Source organism: Leyella stercorea (genome assembly GCF_021531655.1).
This window is the reverse complement of the sequence record NZ_JADYUF010000009.1, coordinates 11,848-33,551: the sequence shown is the minus strand read 5'-3', so window position 1 is coordinate 33,551 and position 21,704 is coordinate 11,848. Positions and strand designations below refer to the sequence as shown.

The window sequence follows — 21,704 nt, the reverse complement described above, 5'->3', positions numbered from 1 at the left end:
GCGGCAGCTCCACTGTTTTGAATTAGTCTTGTTGAGTCCTGATTACTTCTTCCAAGCGTCGATGATGCCCTTGAAGTCAGCGCACTTCAATGAAGCGCCACCGATGAGGCCACCGTCGATGTTAGGCTTAGAGAAGAGCTCGGGAGCGTTGCTGGCCTTGCAGCTTCCACCGTAGAGGATAGAAGTGTTCTCGGCAGCCTCCTGGCCGTACTTCTCGGCAACGATTGAGCGGATGTAAGCAAGCATCTCCTCAGCCTGGTCAGAAGTAGCAGTCATGCCTGTACCGATAGCCCAGATCGGCTCGTAAGCGATAACGATGTTCTTCCAAGCCTCTGCGTCGAGGTGGAATACCGAGCCTTCGAGTTCTGCCTTTACTACCTCGTTCTGCTTCTCTGCCTGACGCTCCTCAAGAGTCTCGCCGCAGCAGAAGAGAATCTTCAGGCCGTTAGCAAGTGCGAGGTCTACCTTCTCCTTCAGAATCTCAGCAGTCTCGCCGTAGTACTGACGACGCTCTGAGTGGCCGAGGATTACGTACTGAGCACCAGTACTCTTAACCATTTCGGCTGAAACTTCGCCAGTGTAAGCGCCCTTAACCTTGTCAGCGCAGTTCTCGGCACCGAGAGCTACTACGTTCTGGTCGAGCACCTGAGCTACAGAAGCGAGGTGAATGAACGGAGTGCAGATTATAACTTCGCAGTTTGGTTTGTCAGCTGCGAGAGCTTCGTTGATCTCTTTGGCGAGAGCTACGCCATCCTGCAGGTTAAGGTTCATCTTCCAGTTACCTGCTACAATTTTCTTTCTCATTTTCTTTTTGTTTTTAAAGATTTGAAATATTTTGTCCGATTCTTTCTTTTCTTTGTTGCGCACCCATTTCGACCATGCCCACAGGCGGTCGGCGATGGTCAGCAGCGTCAGAGGCAGCAGGAATGTGAGCAGCACCTTGATGAGTTTGCCGGTCACTCCGTCGTCGGGCTGTTGTCCGATGGGCAGCTTGTCGGGGCTTGCCGTGAGCTCGTCGGGGTCGGGCAGCTGGTTGTGGCTCCACTTGCCTATGATGGTTGCGTCCTTAAGGAGCAGCAGTCCGGGGTTGCTTCGTATTATGGTCTTGAGTGTTGTCTCGTCGGCTGTGCAGAACGGGTATTCGGCTCCGGTCAGGTCGCGCCAGCGGTTGATGTCGCTGTCGGTAGAAGCCGTGACGCAGTAGAAGGGTATGTTATGCTCCGATGCGTACTCGTATATCTGGTCGATGTCGCCGAAGTTGCTGTCGTCGGCGTATGCCAGCGAGCGTGATATGAGCAGGAATGTGTATCCCTTGTGGCTGAGCACGTTGTCGGTGATGTCGTCGCCGGTCTCGGTGTCCGTCAGGCTGAAGTCGTGTATTGGCGGCTCGTATCCCTGGCGTGTCTGAACGGTCTTCGAGTCGACAAACTCCCATGTTGAGTCGGGATAGTTGTCGAGTGTGAACTCGCGTGTCTGTCCGTTCTTCTTCAGTATGAACGTGGTCTCAAACTCCGGCTGTTCAGCCCCTTCGGGTATCTCCATGCCCTTCTTTATGTCGGCACCGATGTGATACGGGCGGAAGTCGAAGGTGGGCAGGGCGTACAGGCAGTACAGGCTTGTGCATACGATGTACACCAGTGTGTAGTTGGTGACAATCCACTGGTTTGACTTGGATATGAGCCGTGCCATGTCCAGAGGGCGCATTGCCGTGACGATGGCGGCAGCCAGAAGCACGATGTTCTTCAGCAGAGTCTCGCCGTTGGTGAGCTTTATGGCGTCGCCGAAGCATCCGCAGTCCTTCACGGGGTTGGCGATGAATATCCACACCGTGATGAGTGTCATCATCACCATCATTGCCGTCATGAGTCTGGACACCAGGTGTCGCCGTATGGCGAACAGCATGAATATGCCGAGAGCAAACTCCGTCATTGCCAGCGCTATCGCTCCGGTGAGCGTAAGCCAGTCGGGTATGTACTCAGACAGGTGCATGGCTGCGGCATAGTCGTTCAGTTTGTATTGTGTGCCGAGCGGGTCGATGGCCTTGACATATCCCGAGAGGATGAATGTCAGGGCGAGTGCCATGCGACACAGGTTTACAATGAATATTCTGAATTTAGCCATTTCGTTGTTGCAGATTGGTTAATGCGTGCGCTTGTGTGCAAGTGGCGCGCCATCAGTCGTCTATGGTCTTTATGGCTCCGAAGCATGCATAGTTGATGATGTCCATATAGTTGGAGTCGATACCTTCCGATACGAGTGTGTTGCCGTTGATGTTTTCTATTTCCTTTACTCGTTGTATCTTGGTCAGGATGAAGTCGGTGTAGCTGCTCACGCGCATGTCGCGCCATGCCTCGGCATAGTCGTGGTTCTTGCGCAGCATCAGTTCCAGGCATTCCTGGGCGTGCTCGTCGTACATGGCCATGGCCTCGTCGGGCGTAGTGTCCACTGTGTCGGTGAATCCGTTCTTGAGCTGTATGAGTCCGATAATGCCATAGTTTATCAAAGCGATAAACTCCGGGCGTATGCCTTCGCCTACGAGCGTAGTGCCGGTGATTTCGATAGAGCGTATGCGTTTGGCCTTGATGAAGAGCTGGTCGGTGAGCGACGACGGGCGCAATATGCGCCACGATGCCCCATAGTCGTGCAGTTTCTTGCCGAACAATGTCCGGCACTCCTGCATCACGCTTCTGAATTGTTCTTCTGTCTTTGTCATGTCTGTTTGTAAGTCGGCACAAAAATACAAAAAACCTGTCAAATAAACAAGTTTATCGCCTGCTATTGTTTCTGCCTCAGGTGTATCATCCTCACCACGCCGCACATTGCTTCGTAGCGTGCCTGCAGCGAGTCGCGCTTTACGGCGAGCATGTTGCGTGTCAGGCGGTCGGTAGCTTCGTTGAGCTGTCGGGTCACTTCCTGCAGGCGCAGGTCGGTGCTTACCACGTCGTTCTGCGCCATTGCGAGCGATGCCTTCTGCCATACGGCAAGAGCCTTGCGTCGCGATTCTATCGCCATAGGATAGCGTTCGCGCAGCACGGTAATCGAGTCGAGGGTCTCCTTGTACTTGCCTTTGGCGTAGAGTGAGTCAATCTGGGCGAGCAGTGCTTGCGCCTTCTCGTCGTCGGTCTTAGCGCATGCCGTGAAGAGCAGCAGCGTGATGGTCGTTAATAATATGTACTTCATTGCGTCGGCAAAATTACTACTTTATGACGCAACGTGCAAACAATCAAGTTTTTTTAACAACGCGCGTACCACTTTAATATGCTTTATTCTTGTCTGCGCCACACGTAGCCCGCAAAAGGACTCGTTTTGCCCTTCAAAAGGAGTCCTTTTACTCACCAAAAGGAGTCCTTTTGCAGTCCAAAAGGGGCCCTTTTGCAACCCAAAAGGACTACATTTTTTAGCACAACCGCAAAAAATGCATAAAAACCCCGCAAAACGGCACTAATTGAGAAATAATCTGTATGAAAAAATACGTTTATTTCGTTCTGATTTCATAACTTTGCCACATAATGATACAGTTTTGACACAGAATCTTTATATCACGATTATAAAACCTAAAAACAATAATATATGTCTAACTCAAACTTTTTTAGCAAGACACGATTGCTAAAGAACGTTGCAACACCGTTGCTTTCGGTATTTGCAACAACTGCTGCCGCCCAACAGCGGCCCAACGTCGTATATGTATTCCCCGACCAGATGCGCAACTATGCAATGGAGTTCTGGGGACAGCCTGGCTTTGAGGGATGCATCAACTCGCAGAACGACCCCGTACATACACCCAATATCAACCGCTTTGCACGCGAATCGGTAGTGCTCACATCGGCTCAGAGCAACTGTCCGTTGAGCAGTCCGCACCGCGGATCGCTCCTTACCGGAATGTATCCCAACAAGAGCGGTGTGCCACTCAACTGCAATTCGAGCCGTCCCATATCTTCATGGCTCACCGACCCCGTAAGCTGGAGCGACGTGATGAGCCGTGCCGGATACGACTGCGGCTACATAGGCAAGCTGCACGTGCAGTTCCCCACCAAGAACTCGCCACAGAACCCCGGCGAATACGTAGAGACACAGCGCCCCGTGTGGGATGCCTATACCGAACCGCAGCAGCGCCACGGATTCAACTACTGGCTGTCGTACGGCACATTCGACGAGCACAAGAACCCGCACTACTGGGACAATAACGGAAACCGACACGAGCCGCACGAGTGGTCGCCCATATACGAGGCCAAGCACGCCGTAAGCTACATACTCAACCGCAACGGCGAGCGCGACTCCAACAAGCCTTTCTTCCTCATGGTGGGCATGAATCCGCCCCACAGCCCCTACCGTTCGCTCACCGACTGTATGGAGGAAGACTATAATCTGTATGCCAAGCAGCCGCTCGACCAGCTCCTTGTGCGCAAGAATGCAGGACGCGAAATGGCTAAGGCGGAGTCAGTACGCTACTATTTCGCATCGGTTACGGGCGTTGACCGCGCCTTCGGAATGATACTCGACGCTCTGCGCGAGGCAGGACTCGACGACAATACAATCGTAGTGTTCACGTCCGACCACGGCGAGACAATGTGTTCGCAGAACACCGACGACCCGAAGAACTCGCCGTACTCAGAGTCGATGAACGTGCCCTTTATAGTAAGGTATAAGGGACACATCACTCCGCACACCGACGATCTGCTCCTCTCGTCGCCCGACATCATGCCCACAATGCTCGGACTCGTAGGTCTGCACGACCAGATACCCTCAGTCACACAAGGCGTAGACTACTCAAGCCTCTTCCTCGACCCCGCATCGAAGAGTGTCAAGCGCCCCGACGCAGCTCTGTACATACAGAATCTCGACGGTGACAAGGACAAGGACGGACTCGTGCTCAACTATTTCCCCTCGGCACGCGGACTCAAGACACATCGCTACACGATGGCAATATACATCACACGCGACTACAAGCGCAAGGAAATTCTGCTCTTCGACGACCAGAACGACCCTTATCAGCTCAACAACATAGCCGACAAGCCCGAAAGCCGCAAGATAATCAAGCAGCTGACCAAGCGTATGGGTCAAATTTTGTACGAAATTGAAGACCCATGGGCAACCGAAGGCATTCTGGCTAAAGTAGCCGTTAAATGATTGTTAAATAAGACATAATGAACAAGTAAGGACACCTTTCGGACAAAAATGTACCGTCCGATCGGTGTTTTACAAGTAACTTTGCATCGAAATCATAAAGCACACACAAGTAGATTTATATCAAATTATTGATTAGATGCTAAAAGTTAAAAATGTCGACTTTAATTAATGGATTCCTTTTCCTTCCCAAGTTGTTGGGAGGTGCCGGTCGCCGTAAGCGGCCGGCAAGGATAACATAATACAATAACAAAAACTAAAAAAGAGAAATAGGGATTTTTTGTATTAAATGGTTTATTTATAATTAGTTTATATTTAGGGTATATGATAAATGTGTATTACAACCCTAAGTTAAAAGTTGATGTTAGAAAACTCCTTTTTGGGGATTACTCCATGTGATATAGGGTAATCTCTTTTTTTTTATACACATGTACGAAATCTGTATGTCGTTTGTACTTTTTTATACCAAAAAATAATTCGATTGCAGTAATTTTGTAAACTGAGACGTACTATTATAGACAATGAATGTATAACTGTTATTAAATCTAACAGAAAACCAAAACACGATATTCTTTAATAGAATAATTATTTGTATATTTGAAGACGCTATCAAGCTGACTTCAGATGTTTAAATAAAAAGTGCTTCACGTTTAAGCGATATCTATTACATATTAATATATAGGAAATGATACGGAAAATAAAGTATGCGTTCATGCTGCTCCTTGCAATGGTGCAGGGCGTAGACAGTATGGCCGACGTGGTGCTCACCGTGAAAAACAGCGGACAAGAGCAACGGCTTGAAGTGGCTGAATTTGATGCCAATGAAGTATGGAAAGTTCTCGGAGTGGCACAAGGCAGTCCCGTGAGAGTGTTGAATCGCTACGGATTGCCCGAGGCTTGCCAGATCACACACGACAACAAACTGCTTGTTGAGACTACTGTCATACCCGGAGGTACAGCCAAGTTCTATGTCAAACCGGGCACACCAGACCCTACACAGAGCTTTGCCGAGGGAAAACTGTATCCATGGCGAGTTGACGACTTTGTATGGGAGAACGACCGTTGCTCTTATCGAGCTTACGGACCCGCCCTGCAGCGCACCGGAGAGAAGGCTTTCGGCATGGACGTGTGGCTCAAGAGCACTCCATATCCTGATGTGGAGAAACGCTATGCGGTAGTGTACAACGGCCATCGTATCTCGGCACAGATGCGCAAGGACGGCCACAAGCAGGAAGCCGACTCGCTCGACCAGACCGTTTCGCTACATCTCGACCACGGCACCGGACTCGACTGCTACAACGTAGGCCCCAGTCTGGGATGCGGAACGCCCGCCATCATGCTCGGCGACAGCATCGTCATGCCATATTGCTTCAAGGAATATCGCGTGCTGGACAACGGTCCGCTGCGATTCACACTCGAACTCGTGTACAATACAGAAAAGATAGACGGTCAGAACGTGACCGAACATCGCATAATAAGCCTCGACAAGTGGTCGTTCTTCAACAAGATGACCGTATGGTACGACGGACTGAAGAAGCCTATGGACGTTTGCGGCGGCGTAGTGGTACACACCGAGAAGGCATCCGACCTCAAACTCGCCCCAAACTATGTAGCCTACACCGACCCCACCGACTCGGCAGAGCGCCATCAGTTTGAGATTTATGTGGCAGCACTCTTCCCCAACGGTGCCGATGCAACTCAACTCGTGCGCGACCCGTGGCACAAGAAGGCAGGCATCGTAGGCAACGCAGTGGGCGTAAAGCGTGGCGTAAAGAACAACGAACGCTTCACCTACTACTTCGGAGCATCATGGTGCAAGAGCGGAACTCCCAACCAGCGTGTGTGGTACATGCAGATTGAGGACTTCATCAACAATCTGAAGCAGCCGCTACAGACAGCCGTAACTGTTAAGTAAGACTACATAATTCTTATATCAGCAGGTCTTAAAAACTCGTATACTCATTAACTAAAGAAATTAACGCATATTAAAATGGCAAAAATTATTACTCTTGGCGAGATCATGCTCCGCCTTTCGCCCAATGGCAACGACCGTTTCATCCAGTCAGAAATGTTCCGTATCATCCCTGGTGGTGGTGAGGCTAACGTGGCTGTAAGTGTGGCCAACTATGGACACGAAGCTTACTTCGTGAGCAAACTTCCTAAGCACGACATCGGACAGATTGCTGTCAACGCATTGCGCCGCTATGGTGTAGACACACGTTTCATCGCCCGCGGTGGCGATCGTGTCGGTTTGTACTATGCAGAGACCGGTGCTTCAATGCGTCCGTCTAAGGTTATCTACGACCGTGCACACTCTTCTATCGCCGAGGCTAATCCTGAGGATTTCGACTTCGATGCTATCATGGAGGGCGCACAGTGGTTCCACTGGAGCGGCATCACCCCTGCCATCAGCGACAAGGCGGCTGAGCTCACTCGTTTGGCTTGTGAAGCAGCCAAACGCCACGGTGTTACAGTGAGCGTTGACCTCAATTTCCGCAAGAAACTCTGGACTTCTGAGAAGGCAATCTCGGTTATGCGCCCGTTGATGCAGTATGTTGACGTTTGCATCGGCAACGAGGAGGACGCACAGCTCTGCCTCGGATTCAAGCCCGATGCTGACGTAGAGGGTGGACAGACCGACGCAAGCGGCTACCACAAGATTTTCGAGCAGATGCAGAAGGAGTTCGGATTCAAGTACGTTGTTTCTACATTGCGCGAGAGCTTCTCGGCTACTCACAACGGATGGAAGGCTCTTATCTACAACGGCAAGGAGTTCTACGAGAGCCGTCGTTACGACATCATGCCTATCATCGACCGCGTAGGCGGTGGCGACTCATTCTCAGGCGGCTTGATCCACGGCTTGCTCACCAAGCCGACTCAGGGCGAAGCTCTCGAGTTTGCAGTAGCTGCTTCGGCTCTGAAGCACACTATCAATGGCGACTTCAACCTTGTTTCAGTTGACGAGGTAGAGGCTCTTGCTGCCGGAAACGCTAACGGTAGAGTACTGCGATAGGACTTTAAAAATAACTTTAAAATCTTTAAGTAGCCCAACATACCACTCCCCTCCCTACGGGGGAGGGGCTGGGGGTAGGGCTTCTAATTATATTCATTATTATGGCAAAATTCAACAAACAGCAGGTACTTGCTAAGATTACCGGAACCGGTATGGTACCTGTATTCTACAGCAATGACGTAGAGATAGCAAAGAATATAGTAAAGGCATGCTACGAGGGTGGCGTGCGCGCATTCGAGTTTACCAACCGTGGCGACTTCGCACACGAAGTGTTTGCCGAGGTGGTTAAGTTTGCAGCCAAGGAATGTCCTGATATGGCAATGGGTGTAGGTTCGGTAGTTGACGCTCCTACTGCTTCGCTCTACATTCAGCTTGGTGCTTGCTTCGTAGTAGGCCCGTTGTTCAATCCCGACGTAGCTAAGGTGTGCAACCGCCGACTCATCCCTTACACACCGGGTTGCGGTTCGGTGACAGAGGTTGGCATGGCTCAGGAAGTAGGATGCGACCTTTGCAAGGTATTCCCGGGCGACGTACTCGGTCCTAACTTCGTTAAGGGCTTGAAGGCCCCGATGCCTTGGTCGCTCATTATGGTTACCGGTGGTGTTTCGCCCGACGCTGACAACATCGCTTCATGGATTAAGGCTGGCGCCAACTGCGTAGGTATGGGCTCTAAGCTGTTCCCGAAGACCACTATCGCAGCAGGCGACTGGCAGGCCGTTAGCGACAAGTGCCGCGAGTCGTTGGAGTATGTAGCCAAGGCACGCGAGTCGAAGTAGAATATATAGCAAATACCCTTTCCCGACCGTATTCAGTCGGGTAGGGGTATTGCAGTAGTACTATAATCTTTCCTTATAACAATATTAAATGGATCAAGTTTTCAGTTACATAATTAGTCTTGGTGCTCCGGTGATGATGCCTATACTGTTTACCATCATCGGTCTTGGCATCGGCATGAAGTTCGGCAAGGCCTTCAAGTCGGGTCTTTATGTCGGTGTAGGATTCATCGGTTTGGGAGTTGTTACAGCATTGCTCACCTCCAACTTCAACGATCCGCTCAAGGGCATCTCCGAGATATATCATTTGCAGCTCAACGTGTTTGACATGGGTTGGCCTGCTGCTGCCGCTGTGGCTTACAACACAGCAGTCGGGGCGCTTATCATCCCCATCTGTCTTGGCGTAAACTTCCTCATGCTCATCACCAAGACCACACGTACTGTCAATATCGACCTTTGGAACTACTGGCACTTTGCATTCATCGGTGCTGTAGTATACTTTGTGATGGGCGAGAGCCTTTTGTGGGGCTACTTCGCAGCCATCATCTGCTACATCAACACACTTGTGTGTGCCGACCTCACAGCAGAGAAGTTTCAGAAGCATTACGACCTCGACGGCATCTCTATTCCGCAGCCTTTCTGCCAGAGCTTCATGCCTTTCGCCATCATCTTCAACAAGGCGCTCGACTATATTCCGGGCTTCTCTAAGCTCGACATCGATGCTGAGGGTATGAAGAAGAAGTTTGGCGTGCTCGGCGAGCCGCTCGTATTGGGTGTAATCGTAGGTATGCTCATCGGTTGGGCAGCACAGCTTGACATCAAGAAGGTGCTCTTCCTCGGCGTTACAATGGGTGCCGTTATGGAGCTTATCCCACGTATAACATCTCTCTTCATTGAGGGATTGAAGCCTATTTCGGAGAAGACACAGGAGCTGGTTAAGTCGAAGTTCAACGGCAAGAAGGTCTACATCGGTATGAGCCCCGCTCTCGTTATCGGTCATCCTACCACCCTTGTAGCTTCGGTTATCCTCATCCCCGTTATCCTTGCATTGGCAGTGTTCCTCCCGGGCAACCAGTTCCTTCCGTTGGCATCGCTTGCCGGAATGTTCTATCTCTTCCCGATGGTTCTGCCTTTCACTAAGGGCAACGTGGTGAAGACCCTCATCATCGGTCTTGTAACGCTCATCATCGGTCTGTACTTCGTAACGGATATGGCTCCCGACTTCACCATGGCAGCCAATCAGGTGTACGCAGCCACTGGCGACGCAACCGCACATATTCCTGAAGGATTCTCGGGTGGCGCACTCGACTTTGCCGCTTCATCATTCGGATGGATCATCTACAAGCTTTCATGCCATGTCAAGTACGTAGGTCCTGCTATCCTCGTAGTCATCACATTGGGTATGATGTGGTACAACCGCACACGCATCGTTAAAGATGTGACACGCAAGTAAATCTAAAAAACAAACAATAGAGAAATGAAGAAATTATTCATCACCGCAGCTGTTGCCATCATGTCAATGTCGGCAATGGCACAGAACGTAAACTATCAGGTACGTTGGGCGAATCATCCAGAGGATGCCAAGCACTACACAACCGACCGTTTGCGCAAGGAGTTCTTGGTAGAGAAGGTTTTCGCTCCCAACGAAGTTAACTGGACATACACTATGTACGACCGCTTCCTCATAGGCGGTGCCGAGCCTGTTGACGCTCCTATCAAGATCGAACCAATCGAGCCGCTGCTCGCCAAGACATTCCTCGAGAACCGTGAGATGGGTATCATCAACATCGGCGGACCTGGTGTTGTTACAGTTGACGGCAAGAAGTACGACCTCAACTTCCAGGAGGGCATCTACGTGGGCCGTTCTACTGAGAAGAACCCTAACAACATCACACTCTCAAGCAAGGACCCCAAGAATCCTGCCAAGTTCTATATGAACAGTGCTACAGCTCACACTTCATTCCCCACAAAGCTCGTCACACTGAAGGAAGCCAAGAACATCAAGGCAGGTTCGCTTGCCGAGAGCAACGACCGTGTTATCCACCAGCTCATCATCAACGGTGTTGCAGGTGTACGCACATGCCAGTTGCAGATGGGTGTTACTGAGCTGAAGACCGGTTCGGTATGGAACACAATGCCGGCTCACACACACATGCGCCGTATGGAGACCTATCTCTACTTCAACGTACCCGAAGGTCAGCGCATTTGTCACATTATGGGTGAGCCGCAGGAGACCCGTCCGATGTGGCTGAACAACGAGCAGGCTGTCATCTCTCCGCAATGGTCAATCCACTGCGCAGCAGGTACAAGCAACTATACATTCATCTGGGGTATGGCAGGCGAGAACCTCGACTACGGCGATATGCAGAAAATCCAGACAACTGACTTGAAATAAAACTAAAAGTAACAACAATGGACAAAATGTTTTCACTTGAGGGCAAGGTTGCCCTCGTTACTGGAGCAGCCTACGGCATCGGTTTTGCTATGGCTGAGGCTCTGTACAATGCAGGCGCAAAGATTGCGTTCAACTGCCGTTCACAGCACCACATGGATCAGGCTCTTGCCGACTATAAGGCTAAGGGCATCGAGGCTCATGGATATATCTGCGACGTTACCGACGAAGAGCAGGTAAAGGCAATGGTAGCCGACATCAATAAGGAGCTCGGTGTTATTGATATTCTCGTTAACAACGCTGGTATCATCAAGCGTATTCCTATGACTGAGATGTCTGTAGAGGACTTCCGTCAGGTTGTCGACATCGACCTCAACGCTCCGTTCATCGTGTCTAAGGCAGTCATTCCTGGTATGAAGGAGAAGGGGCACGGCAAGATTATCAACATCTGCTCAATGATGTCAGAGCTTGGTCGTGAGACAGTTTCGGCATACGCAGCTGCAAAGGGCGGCTTGAAGATGCTCACACGCAACATCTGTTCAGAGTTCGGTGAATACAACATCCAGTGCAACGGTATCGGTCCGGGCTACATCGCTACTCCTCAGACTGCTCCTTTGCGCGAGCGTCAGGCTGACGGCTCACGTCATCCGTTCGACAGTTTCATCGTAGCCAAGACTCCTGCTGCACGTTGGGGTACTCCCGAGGACTTGATGGGTCCCGTTGTTTTCCTCGCAAGCGATGCCTCTAACTTCGTTAACGGTCATATTCTGTACGTTGACGGTGGCATCTTGGCTTACATCGGCAAGCAGCCTTAATCGTCAGTTTTATATACTAAATAGCCCAGAACAATATGCTCTGGGCTATTTTCGTATATAAAGACTTTCTATATACGCATCTTTGCAATACGTTGAACACGGAAATACTTGTCGTTTTTGGTTATTCTTATTAACTTTGCATACAAACTATTTTAGTTAGAAAAACTGATCTAAACAAATCAACAATTTATGCATTCAAGAAGAAACAAAGGTAAGTTGATGCGCCAGTTGCGCGACTATGGTATCATCACCATCGCCATGATGTTGGGCGTTATAGGTCTTAATCTGTTCCTGCTGCCCCATGAAATCACTACGGGTGGCATCATTGGTGTGGCATCGATAGTGTACTGGGGAACGGGCATACCCGTGCAGGACACCTTCTTTGCGCTCAACGCAGTGCTGCTCATAGTGGCTCTGAAGGTGCTGGGATGGCGTTTCTGCGCCAAGACCATATACGGTGTGGTAGTCTTCACACTCGCTTCTACCGTGTTGCAGAGCATCATGCCGCCCGACCTTCACCTCCTTGCCGACCAGAAATTTATGGCGTGTATGGTAGGTGCCGTGTTCTTAGGCACCAGCGTAGGCTTGGGATTGTCGGCAGGCGGTTCTACCGGTGGCTCTGACGTCATTGCCGCAATGGTGAATAAGTATCGTGACGTGTCGCTCGGACACATCATCCTCTTATGCGACCTCACCATCATCACTTCGTCGTATGTGGTGTTGCGCGACTGGGAGAAGGTGCTCTACGGCTACGTATTGCTGTTTGTCATCTCGTTTGTAGTCGACCATTTGGTAAACTCTCTGCGTCGAAGCGTGCAGTTCTTCATCATCTCCGACAAGTATCAGGAGATAGGCGAGGCCATCAATCAGATAGCCGACCGCGGTTGCTCGATGCTCAATGGCAACGGTTTCTATACAAAGAAAGACATAAAGGTGATATTCTGTATAGCCAAAAAGAGCGAGTCGAACTTCATCTTCGAGCTTATCGACGAGATTGACCCCAACGCATTTGTGGCTCAGTCGGCTGTGGTGGGTGTGTACGGTAGAGGCTTCGACCACGTCAAGGCACATCGAAAGCTCAATCTGAAGGAGCTTCGCGAGAAGGTGCGGCAGAATAAGGAATAACATAAAACAACAAAGACAACATCATCTTTTTGTTTCCTCGCGAGAGAGCAATAATCAATATGCTTTTCAAAAGGACTCCTTTTGCCTCTCAAAAGGACTCCATTTGCATGCTAAAAGGACTACATTTGGAGTGCAAAAGGACTACATTTGGAATGCAAAAGGACTACATTTTTGGATACTCCGAATTTTGGAGTATATATAACTGAACTTGCGAAAGTTCAATATATAATATAAGTATGCGTTCATATATAAAATTAAATATGACCAAATACTTATAATGTACGATTATATATAATGTGGTTCACTGCTGTTCACGAAAATCTTTGCTCCGAAATTTGTTAAAATACAGTCCAACTAAAAAAAAACTAAAAATATTAGCTTTAGTTATGTAAATTATGTTTATCTTTGCAGCACAATCTTAAGACAACCCAATTATATAACGACTTTAGAAATAATTAACCAGAAGGCTGACAAAGGTTCCTATGTCTGCCTATACAAACAATAATTGTTAGGAACCCAAAAACAAAGCATGTTTATGCAAAACTCCTATTTTAACAACGCACGGATTCTCATGTTGTCCGTTTTGCTGGCTGGGGGGTGAAACCGCTGTTTGCCTCTCAAATCACAAACGTACATGAAAACGTTGCTCTACTAACAAACAATCAACAGAAACAAACCGTCAAGGGTACTGTGAAGGACGCTAACGGCGAGCCGATAATCGGTGCGTCAGTAAAGGTGAAAGGCTCTACTGGCGGAACAGTTACCGACATTGACGGTAATTTCACACTTGATGCACCTGCCGGTGCAGAGCTTGAGATTAGTTCAATTGGCTATCTTAAGCAGGTGGTCAAGGCAAAGGCCAATGTTGCCATAGTTCTTAAGGACGACTCACAGACTCTCGACGAACTTGTGGTAGTAGGTTACGGTGTACAGAAGAAGGAGAACCTTACTGGTGCCGTAGCTTCTATGAATGCCGAGAAGCTTGCCACACGTCCGGTATCAAGCCTTTCGTCAGCTCTTGCTGGTGAGATGGCTGGTGTTACTGCTGTGCAGACTTCGGGTGCTCCTGGTAGCCAGAACGCTTCTATCACAGTACGTGGTAAGAACTCAGTTAATGCAGCATCGCCACTCGTTATCGTGGATGGTGTGCCGGGTTCGATGAACGTTATCAACCCTGCCGAAATCGAGTCGGTAACAGTATTGAAGGATGCCGCTTCGGCTGCCATCTATGGTGTGCAGGCTGCCAACGGCGTTATCCTTATCACTACCAAGAAGGGTAAGACCGGCAAGACAACAGTTTCTTACAACGCCACATTCTCATGGTCGTCACTTCTTGCCAAGCTTGACCTCGTTGATGCTTACGGCTATGCTTACCTCTACAACGAGGCTTACCTCAACGACCACCCGGGCGCAAAGAAGCCTTTCTCTGACGAGATTGTAGAGAAGTATCGCACAGGCGAACTTGCAAGTACCGATTGGTATAAGGAGGCTCTTACCGGTAGCGGTTTTGAGCATCAGCACAACCTCTCGCTCAGCGGCGGTAACGACAAGACTACATACAATATGTATCTTGGCTATCTCAGCCAGGAAGGTGTGACAAAGGACATTGACTACAACCGTATCAACGCCCGCATGAACATTACATCGCAAATCAACAAATACATCACTCTCGGACTCAATGCTTCGGGCTATCGTGGCACACAGCAGGATGCATGGGCTGGTTATACCCAGGTGATTCAGGGTATCGCACGTTCGCATCCTACTGATCCCGTTTATGATGAGGACGGCAACTTCAAGTTTGTAGGTGTAGACAACCCTGTAGCAGTTCAGGGCAGAGACAAGACAGGCTGGAAGAAGACCATCAACCAGGAGGTATTCCTCATTGGTTCGGCTGAAATCAAGCCTATCAAGGACCTCAGCATCAAGGGTGTTTACTCATGGCGCAACTGGACTCAGGACCAGCTCGGATTCAAGAAGACATGGGGCTACGGCACATACAACTCAGGTCAGCGTGAGGGTTATGTCAGAAACTACAACTACGACTACCTCACAGGTCAGATTCTCGTTAACTACAACAAGTCGTTTGGCGACCACAACCTTGGCGTACTCGCAGGTATGGAGTCGTACGACGTCAAGAGCCGTTATGTGACTGCCGACCGTAAGGGTGGTGGCAACAACAACCTTGACGAATCGCTCAACACTCTCGACGCTTCTTCACAGAAGAACTCAAATGGTGGTACAGAGATGACACGTCTCTCTTACTTCGGACGTCTGCAGTACAACTATGCCGGCAAGTATCTCTTTGAGGCTAACGTACGTCGCGACGCTTCTTCACGCTTCCCTAAGAACTCACGTTGGGGTACATTCCCTGCATTCTCAGCAGGTTGGCGTATCTCTGAGGAGGCTTTCATGAAGAATGTTGACTGGTTGAGCAACCTTAAGCTTCGTCTGGGTTGGGGTAAGACAGGTAACGAGGAGTTGAAGTCAAATGACCTCTATCCTGCAGTTCCTACCTATGCTTACGGTTCATACATGTTCGGCAACACATTGTATTCAACAGCTTACGAGAGCCGCCTTGTCAACGACCAGCTTAAGTGGGCTACCGTAACCAACTATGAGCTTGGTATTGATGCCGGCTTCTTCAACAACAAGCTGACAATGGAGCTTTCGGTATACAAGAAGAAGACCAACGACATGCTTCTCTACTTGCCGCTCCAGGGCGTTATCGGTTTGTCGGCACCTGCACAGAACGTTGGTAGCGTAGAGAACACTGGTTTTGAGCTTGTTCTTGGCCATAACAATCGTATCGGTAAGGATTGGAGCTACAACCTCTCACTCAATATGGGCTACAACAAGAATGAGATTATCGATATGGCTGGTACCGAAGGTCCTACATCAGACAGCAATATCTGGAACCTTGAGGGCTATGCCATCAGCTCATACTATGGCTACGTAGCCGACGGATTGTTCCGTTCGGAAGAAGAACTCAAGAAGGGTCCGCTGCGTACTGGCATTGAGGAGGTTGGTGATATCCGCTACAAGGACTTTGATGGCGACGGCAAGATTACAGCTGCTGGCGACCGTAAGATTATCGGCAACCAGATGCCTAAGTGGACTGGTGGTTTCAACTTCAGCGTAAGTTACAAGAACTTCGAACTGAGCGGTCTTCTGCAGGGTGCATTCGATGCTAAGCGCTATTACAACGGTGAGGCTTCTTACGCATTCTTCAATAGTGCATCATGTCTTAACAAGCACTGGGACCGTTGGAGCGAGGAGAATCCTAACGGCAACTTCCCACGTCTGTCGCTTCGATCGCAGACCAACAACCAGATGTCTACATTCTGGCTGCAGGATGCTTCATATCTTCGTATGAAGAACCTCACATTGGCTTACACTCTGCCTTCTGACCTTATCAGCCGTATAGGTCTGTCGTTTGCCCAGGTGTACCTCGCAGGCGAGAACCTCTTCACTATCTCAGGTCTTGACAAGGGTCTTGACCCGGAGTCGAGCAGCAGCCGTGGCTGGTCGTACAGCAACGTCAGAAAGATTTCTTGCGGTCTTAAACTTACATTCTAAAACAACTCAGAACAAATGAAAAATAGTATATTAAATATAGCATTAGCGTTCGCTGGAGTTGCTGCACTCTCATCTTGTAGTGATTTTCTTGACAAGGCTCCGAAGGAGGAACTTTCTGACGCCAGCTTCTGGAAATCAAGCACCGATGCCGAGATGTACATCAGCGATATGTACAACAGCCTTGGCTGGTCGGCTGACGAAGCAATCAATACCGACGACGCAACAATGGGTATCAAGTGGGCTGCCGGCAACGAGTCGAAGGGCGTTTACGACCCCTCTGACTATGGTTGGAAGAGTAGCTACACATACATCCGTGAGGCAAACCTTGCCCTTGAGAAGCTGCCTACTGTAGAAATGGACGATGCTACCCGTCAGAAGTTGGAAGGTCAGGCTTACTTCTTCCGTGGCTATCTGTATTGGGACCTTATCCGTAGTTTCGGCTCGGTACCTTATATTGACAAGCCTCTGACTCTGTCTGACCTGAACAATACAGAACAGTCTTCACGCGAGGATGTTTACGCCAAGGCAATGGCAGACCTTGATAAGGCTATCGCTTCTCTTCCTGAGGAGTGGGATGCAGCCAACTATGGCCGTATCACCAAGGGCGCTGCCCGTGCCATCAAGATGCGTGCTGCCATGTATTACGGCGACAACCAGACTGCTGCCAACGAGGCTAAGGCAATCATGGATGCTGGCGTATACGACCTCTGGGACAAGGACAACACAGGCAAGTATGCCAACCTGTTCTGGGAGGAGACTGACGGTTGCTGCGAGAACATACTCGTTATCCAATACAAGGCTGCTGAGAATGGCAACTACCTTATTGGTTGGGAATGTTTCCCGACACTCGGATGGGGCGGTATGGACCCGACTCAGGATCTTGTTGATGCTTTCGAGGATAAGGACGGTAGCCCGATATATGAGTCAAGTGCTGCTGGCGTAGTGGCACGTGATAATAACGGCAACCCGACAGCAAGACAGCTCTCTCAGATTTTCGACCCAGCCAATCCGTTTGCCAATCGTGACCCACGTCTTGAGGTTAACGTTCTGCACGACGGTGAGGTTATGTATGGTACAACTATTAAGGTGGCTCCTCTTGAAAGCAGCGGCAATACAGGTATAGGTTGTCATACTGATGCTACTGAGACTGGCTACTATCAGCAGAAGTGGCTTGACCCTGCTATCGACCCCGCTTCAACTGGATGGGATATGGGTAAGGACTATGTGCTGATTCGTTATGCTGAGGTTCTGCTCACATACGCTGAGGCAATGAACAATCTCAATCCGCTCTGTCAGGAGGCATTCGATGCAGTCAATAAGGTACGTGCACGTGTGGGTATGCCAGCGTTGCAGAAGACCGATGCCAGCAAGCCTACATATTGCGGAACACAGGCCGACCTCTTGAAGCGTATCAAGAACGAGTGGCGTGTAGAGTTTGCTCTTGAGGGCGACATCCGTAAGTGGAACCTCCGTCGTTGGGGAGACGCTAAGGAAGTGCTCAACCGCAAGTATCACAGTATGGTTTGGACTCTCAATGGCGAGAACTTCACTCCTTACGTAGGTACAGAGCATGTGGAGCTTCCGGGCAGCAAGTATTCTGACCACAACTACATCTATCCGATTCCGCAGACAGAGATGGACCTCAACCCGAAACTCAAGCAGAACCCGGGTTATGGCAAGAAATAAGAAACATAAAACGTAAATAATAAATAGGAGTGTGTCAATAAGGATGAGTATTAGTCCTTTTATGGCACACTCCTTTTTGTATTAACCTTAGCTAACTTACGAATTCAGTAAATGAGAAAGTCTCTTCACTATCTGTTAGCCCTTGTGCTGTTTGGCGTATTCTTTGCGTCATACACCGATTTGCTGTCGCATGTATTGTACTACAACGAGCAGCATCAGCTGTTTCTATATACAGCCGACTATTACCATAGCCAGACACTCACCGGCTGGCTCACGGCTTTTGTCGTGCAGTTTTTCTATTATCCGCTACTTGGCGCGGCAGTAATGTCTGCCTTGCTCACATCAGTCTATCTTATGTCGTGGCGCATACTTACTGCGCTCACACGTCGTGAGGACATATTGCGCCTTTCGCTCATTCCCTCGCTTGCCATTTGGGTGTGGACAGCAGGCTTGTCGCATACTCTGTCGGTTGTGGTGTGGGCTTTTATAGTCTTAGCCGTACTTTCAGTGCCGGCATGTTTCTTGGCAAAAGGCAAGACAATCAGACAATTTCAGCTTAAGGGTTGGAAGTATGTGGCAGTTTCAATCGTTTCGTTAGTAGTCATATCTTTAGCATCGGGCTATAGCTTCTTGCGCACCTTCTCGATGAGCGAGTTTCGCATGATTAAGGCGCAGCAAGCCATAGACCGTCACAACTGGGACGAAGCCCTGCATCACACCGAACGCTATCTTGACAATCAGAGACAGCCCAATCCGCTTATTTTCTATTTCCACAACATAGCCCTCTACAACAAGGGCGAGTTGCTCAACCGTCTGTTCGACTATCAGCCAGTTGTAGGCATCAATGCCCTTTACTTTCCGTGGCAGAGCCGCACACGCGAGACCGAGTATGGCCACTATCTGCTTGAACAGCTCGGTTGCATCAACGATGCACAGCACTGGGAGTTTGAGGCTATGGTGGTGTGGGGCGAGACGGCTCCACGACTCATCAACCTTGCACGCTACAACATCATCAACCGTCGCAAGACGATAGCCCGTAAATACATAGCACGTTTGCGCCAGAGTCTGTTCTATAAGGACGAGGCAGACAGATTGGAGGCCTGTGTGGAGAGCGGACAGATAGAGGGGTTGCGTGCTTTCAGCATAAAGGAATCAGAGAAAGCAAACTTCGTGAACATTCTCAACATCGGTCCTAATCTGCAATATGTGCTCACGCAAGACCCACACAACCGCATGGCTTACGAGTATCTGATGTGCGACCTTCTGCTCTCCAACAACTTGTCGCGCTTTGTCGAGAACCTTCCGCTTGCCAGTAGCTTCTACAAGCAGATGCCACGCATATTCGATGAGGCCCTGCTTGTCTATCAGCTTGGAGGCAACGACACAAAGGGATTGCAGCCGGGCAGCGATACGCAGAACCGTTTCCAACAGTATGCTCAGCTTGCACAAACTGGAAATATAGCTGCTTTGCAGGCAGAATTCGGTAATACTTACTGGTTCTATCTCAACTATGTCAGCCCGTATGGCAACCGATTAAAGAAAGAATAAATCTGGTATATTGACTGATGGTCGCACGTCATTCAATATAGACCTCAGTACAATTCAATATAAACTCCAGTACCAGCTATATGAAACTCCAGTACCAGCTAGGTGAAACTCCAGTACCAGTTAGGCGGTACTAAAAACGGTACTGATAATATCTGAAAAGAAATTAGGAATAGAAAACCAAAAATATACAGATGCAAATCAATATTAAATCAACAATATTCTCCTTCGCCGCTCTTTTGCTGCTTGCTTCATGTGAGGGCGGCTACCAGAAGGCTGATGTCTACGCCAACGCACAGGTGCAGATATATCCTGATTATACGGGTGTGACTCTGCCCGTTAATATTGCTCCTGCCAATTTCCGCATCAATCAGGAGGGCGATGCCTATCAGGTGGTGATGACAGCCGGAGGAAAGGAATACTATCGTGAAGCTTCCACCGATAACGAAGTGATTATTCCCGAAGACTCTTGGCACAAGATGCTTGCCGACAACAAGAATGGCAAGATACAGATAGCCGTTGGAGTGAAGCGCGACGGCAAATGGACCGAATACAAGCCTATAACAAATTATGTGAGTGGCGACACCATCGACCGGTACTTGGTCTACCGACTCTTGTATCCAGGCTATGAGTTGTGGAACGAGATGGGAATATACCAGCGTAATCTTACCAACTACGACGAGACACCAATACTCGAAAACCGTGACTTCGGCAAGCAATGTATCAATTGCCACACGTTCCGACAGAACTCCACACGCGACTTTATGCTGCATGTGCGTGGCAAGAATGGCGGCACGCTTATCAGTCACGACGGCAAGGTGAAGAAGGTAGCTCCAAAGTGTCCTACTGTAAAAATGGGTGCTACCTATGCCGGATGGCATCCAAGCGGACAGTTCATAGCTTTCTCGATGAACGAGATACAGCAGTTCTTCCATTCAAGCGGACAGAAACCTATTGAGGTGAGCGACCTTGCAGCCGATCTTGGTGTCTATGACATTGCCAACGACGTTATAATCACCTCGCCCGAGCTTAGCGGCGACAACGCTATGGAGACATTCCCCGCTTGGACTCCCGACGGCAAGACTTTGTACTTCTGCCGTGGCAATGCCTATACCAAGAACACGTCATTCGACAGCCTGCGCTACGACCTTTGGCGTGTCAGCTTCGATGCCAAGGCAAGGGCTTTCGGCAAACCGGAATGTGTGTATGAGGCGAGTACCACAAAGCATACGGTCAGTCTGCCTCGTGTGTCGCCCGATGGCAGATATGTGGTGTTTGTAGAGTTCGACTATGGCAACTTCTCTATATGGCACAAAGAAGCCGACCTCGCCATTCTTGACACCAAGACAGGCAAGGTGCGCCGTATAGAAGAGATAAACAGCAAGGATGTGGACAGTTTCCACACATGGTCGTCTACTGGCAGATGGATGGTGTTCAGCAGTAAGCGTATGGACGGAGGATGGGCACGCCCTTATTTCGCCCATTTCAATACAACGACCGGACGCTTCGACAAGCCTTTCGTATTGCCACAGAAGTCGCCCTCGTTCTACGAGACATTCATGAAGACGTACAATCTGCCCGAACTCATAACGTCGCCCATAAAAAATGAGGGTTTGTTAAAACTTATACAAAGTGGGCTGAAAGCCCAATAAGCA

15 protein-coding genes are annotated in these 21,704 nt (G+C 49.5%); 12 read left to right on the top strand and 3 right to left on the bottom strand.

What is annotated here, in order from left to right; genetic code table 11:
• Positions 1-42: 42 nt before the first annotated feature.
• From I6E49_RS04050 to I6E49_RS04040, 3 genes are all read right to left on the bottom strand, one after another.
• Entirely contained in the window at positions 43-2,121 is a 2,079-nt protein-coding gene (locus I6E49_RS04050) for a BT_3928 family protein (protein ID WP_235400603.1), read from the bottom strand.
• A gap of 52 nt (positions 2,122-2,173) precedes the next feature.
• Positions 2,174-2,713, bottom strand: a complete 540-nt coding sequence (locus I6E49_RS04045; protein ID WP_235400602.1) for a DUF1599 domain-containing protein — start codon at positions 2,711-2,713, stop codon at positions 2,174-2,176.
• Positions 2,714-2,775: 62 nt separating this feature from the next.
• Positions 2,776-3,180: a hypothetical protein gene (locus tag I6E49_RS04040; protein WP_235400601.1), complete on the bottom strand. Its 405-nt coding sequence runs from the start codon at positions 3,178-3,180 to the stop codon at positions 2,776-2,778.
• 390 nt (positions 3,181-3,570) lie between these two features.
• Between I6E49_RS04040 and I6E49_RS04035 the strand changes: the two genes are divergently transcribed.
• From I6E49_RS04035 to I6E49_RS03980, 12 genes are all read left to right on the top strand, one after another.
• Positions 3,571-5,127 carry a sulfatase family protein gene (locus I6E49_RS04035; RefSeq protein ID WP_235400600.1) on the top strand — a complete coding sequence of 519 codons (1,557 nt, stop codon included), beginning with the start codon at positions 3,571-3,573 and terminating at the stop codon, positions 5,125-5,127.
• Between the two features lie 682 nt (positions 5,128-5,809).
• Positions 5,810-7,039: a DUF4861 family protein gene (locus I6E49_RS04030; RefSeq protein WP_235400599.1), complete on the top strand. Its 1,230-nt coding sequence runs from the start codon at positions 5,810-5,812 to the stop codon at positions 7,037-7,039.
• A 75-nt stretch (positions 7,040-7,114) separates the two neighbouring features.
• Positions 7,115-8,137 carry a sugar kinase gene (locus I6E49_RS04025; RefSeq protein ID WP_235400598.1) on the top strand — a complete coding sequence of 341 codons (1,023 nt, stop codon included), beginning with the start codon at positions 7,115-7,117 and terminating at the stop codon, positions 8,135-8,137.
• A 101-nt stretch (positions 8,138-8,238) separates the two neighbouring features.
• Entirely contained in the window at positions 8,239-8,913 is a 675-nt protein-coding gene (locus I6E49_RS04020; protein ID WP_235400596.1) for a bifunctional 4-hydroxy-2-oxoglutarate aldolase/2-dehydro-3-deoxy-phosphogluconate aldolase, read from the top strand.
• Positions 8,914-9,001: 88 nt separating this feature from the next.
• Positions 9,002-10,363, top strand: a complete 1,362-nt coding sequence (locus I6E49_RS04015) for a PTS galactitol transporter subunit IIC (protein WP_235400595.1) — start codon at positions 9,002-9,004, stop codon at positions 10,361-10,363.
• A 24-nt stretch (positions 10,364-10,387) separates the two neighbouring features.
• Entirely contained in the window at positions 10,388-11,305 is a 918-nt protein-coding gene (kduI, locus tag I6E49_RS04010) for a 5-dehydro-4-deoxy-D-glucuronate isomerase (RefSeq protein WP_235400594.1), read from the top strand.
• A 17-nt stretch (positions 11,306-11,322) separates the two neighbouring features.
• Positions 11,323-12,117, top strand: coding sequence for a gluconate 5-dehydrogenase (locus tag I6E49_RS04005; RefSeq protein WP_235400593.1), 795 nt, complete (start codon positions 11,323-11,325; stop codon positions 12,115-12,117).
• Positions 12,118-12,306: 189 nt separating this feature from the next.
• A complete protein-coding gene (locus I6E49_RS04000) occupies positions 12,307-13,242 on the top strand; it encodes a YitT family protein (protein WP_235400592.1) in 936 nt (311 codons plus the stop codon).
• 597 nt (positions 13,243-13,839) lie between these two features.
• Positions 13,840-16,818, top strand: a complete 2,979-nt coding sequence (locus tag I6E49_RS03995; RefSeq protein WP_369681603.1) for a SusC/RagA family TonB-linked outer membrane protein — start codon at positions 13,840-13,842, stop codon at positions 16,816-16,818.
• A 15-nt stretch (positions 16,819-16,833) separates the two neighbouring features.
• Positions 16,834-18,504 (top strand): RagB/SusD family nutrient uptake outer membrane protein, encoded by a 1,671-nt coding sequence (locus I6E49_RS03990; protein ID WP_235400590.1) that lies wholly within the window; start codon positions 16,834-16,836, stop codon positions 18,502-18,504.
• Positions 18,505-18,615: 111 nt separating this feature from the next.
• On the top strand, positions 18,616-20,052 hold the full coding sequence (locus I6E49_RS03985; protein WP_235400589.1) for a DUF6057 family protein: 1,437 nt from the start codon (positions 18,616-18,618) through the stop codon (positions 20,050-20,052).
• 191 nt (positions 20,053-20,243) lie between these two features.
• The gene (locus I6E49_RS03980; protein ID WP_262911511.1) at positions 20,244-21,701 is read left to right on the top strand and encodes a TolB family protein; all 1,458 of its coding nucleotides are present in this window, start codon (positions 20,244-20,246) and stop codon (positions 21,699-21,701) included.
• Positions 21,702-21,704: the final 3 nt, after the last annotated feature.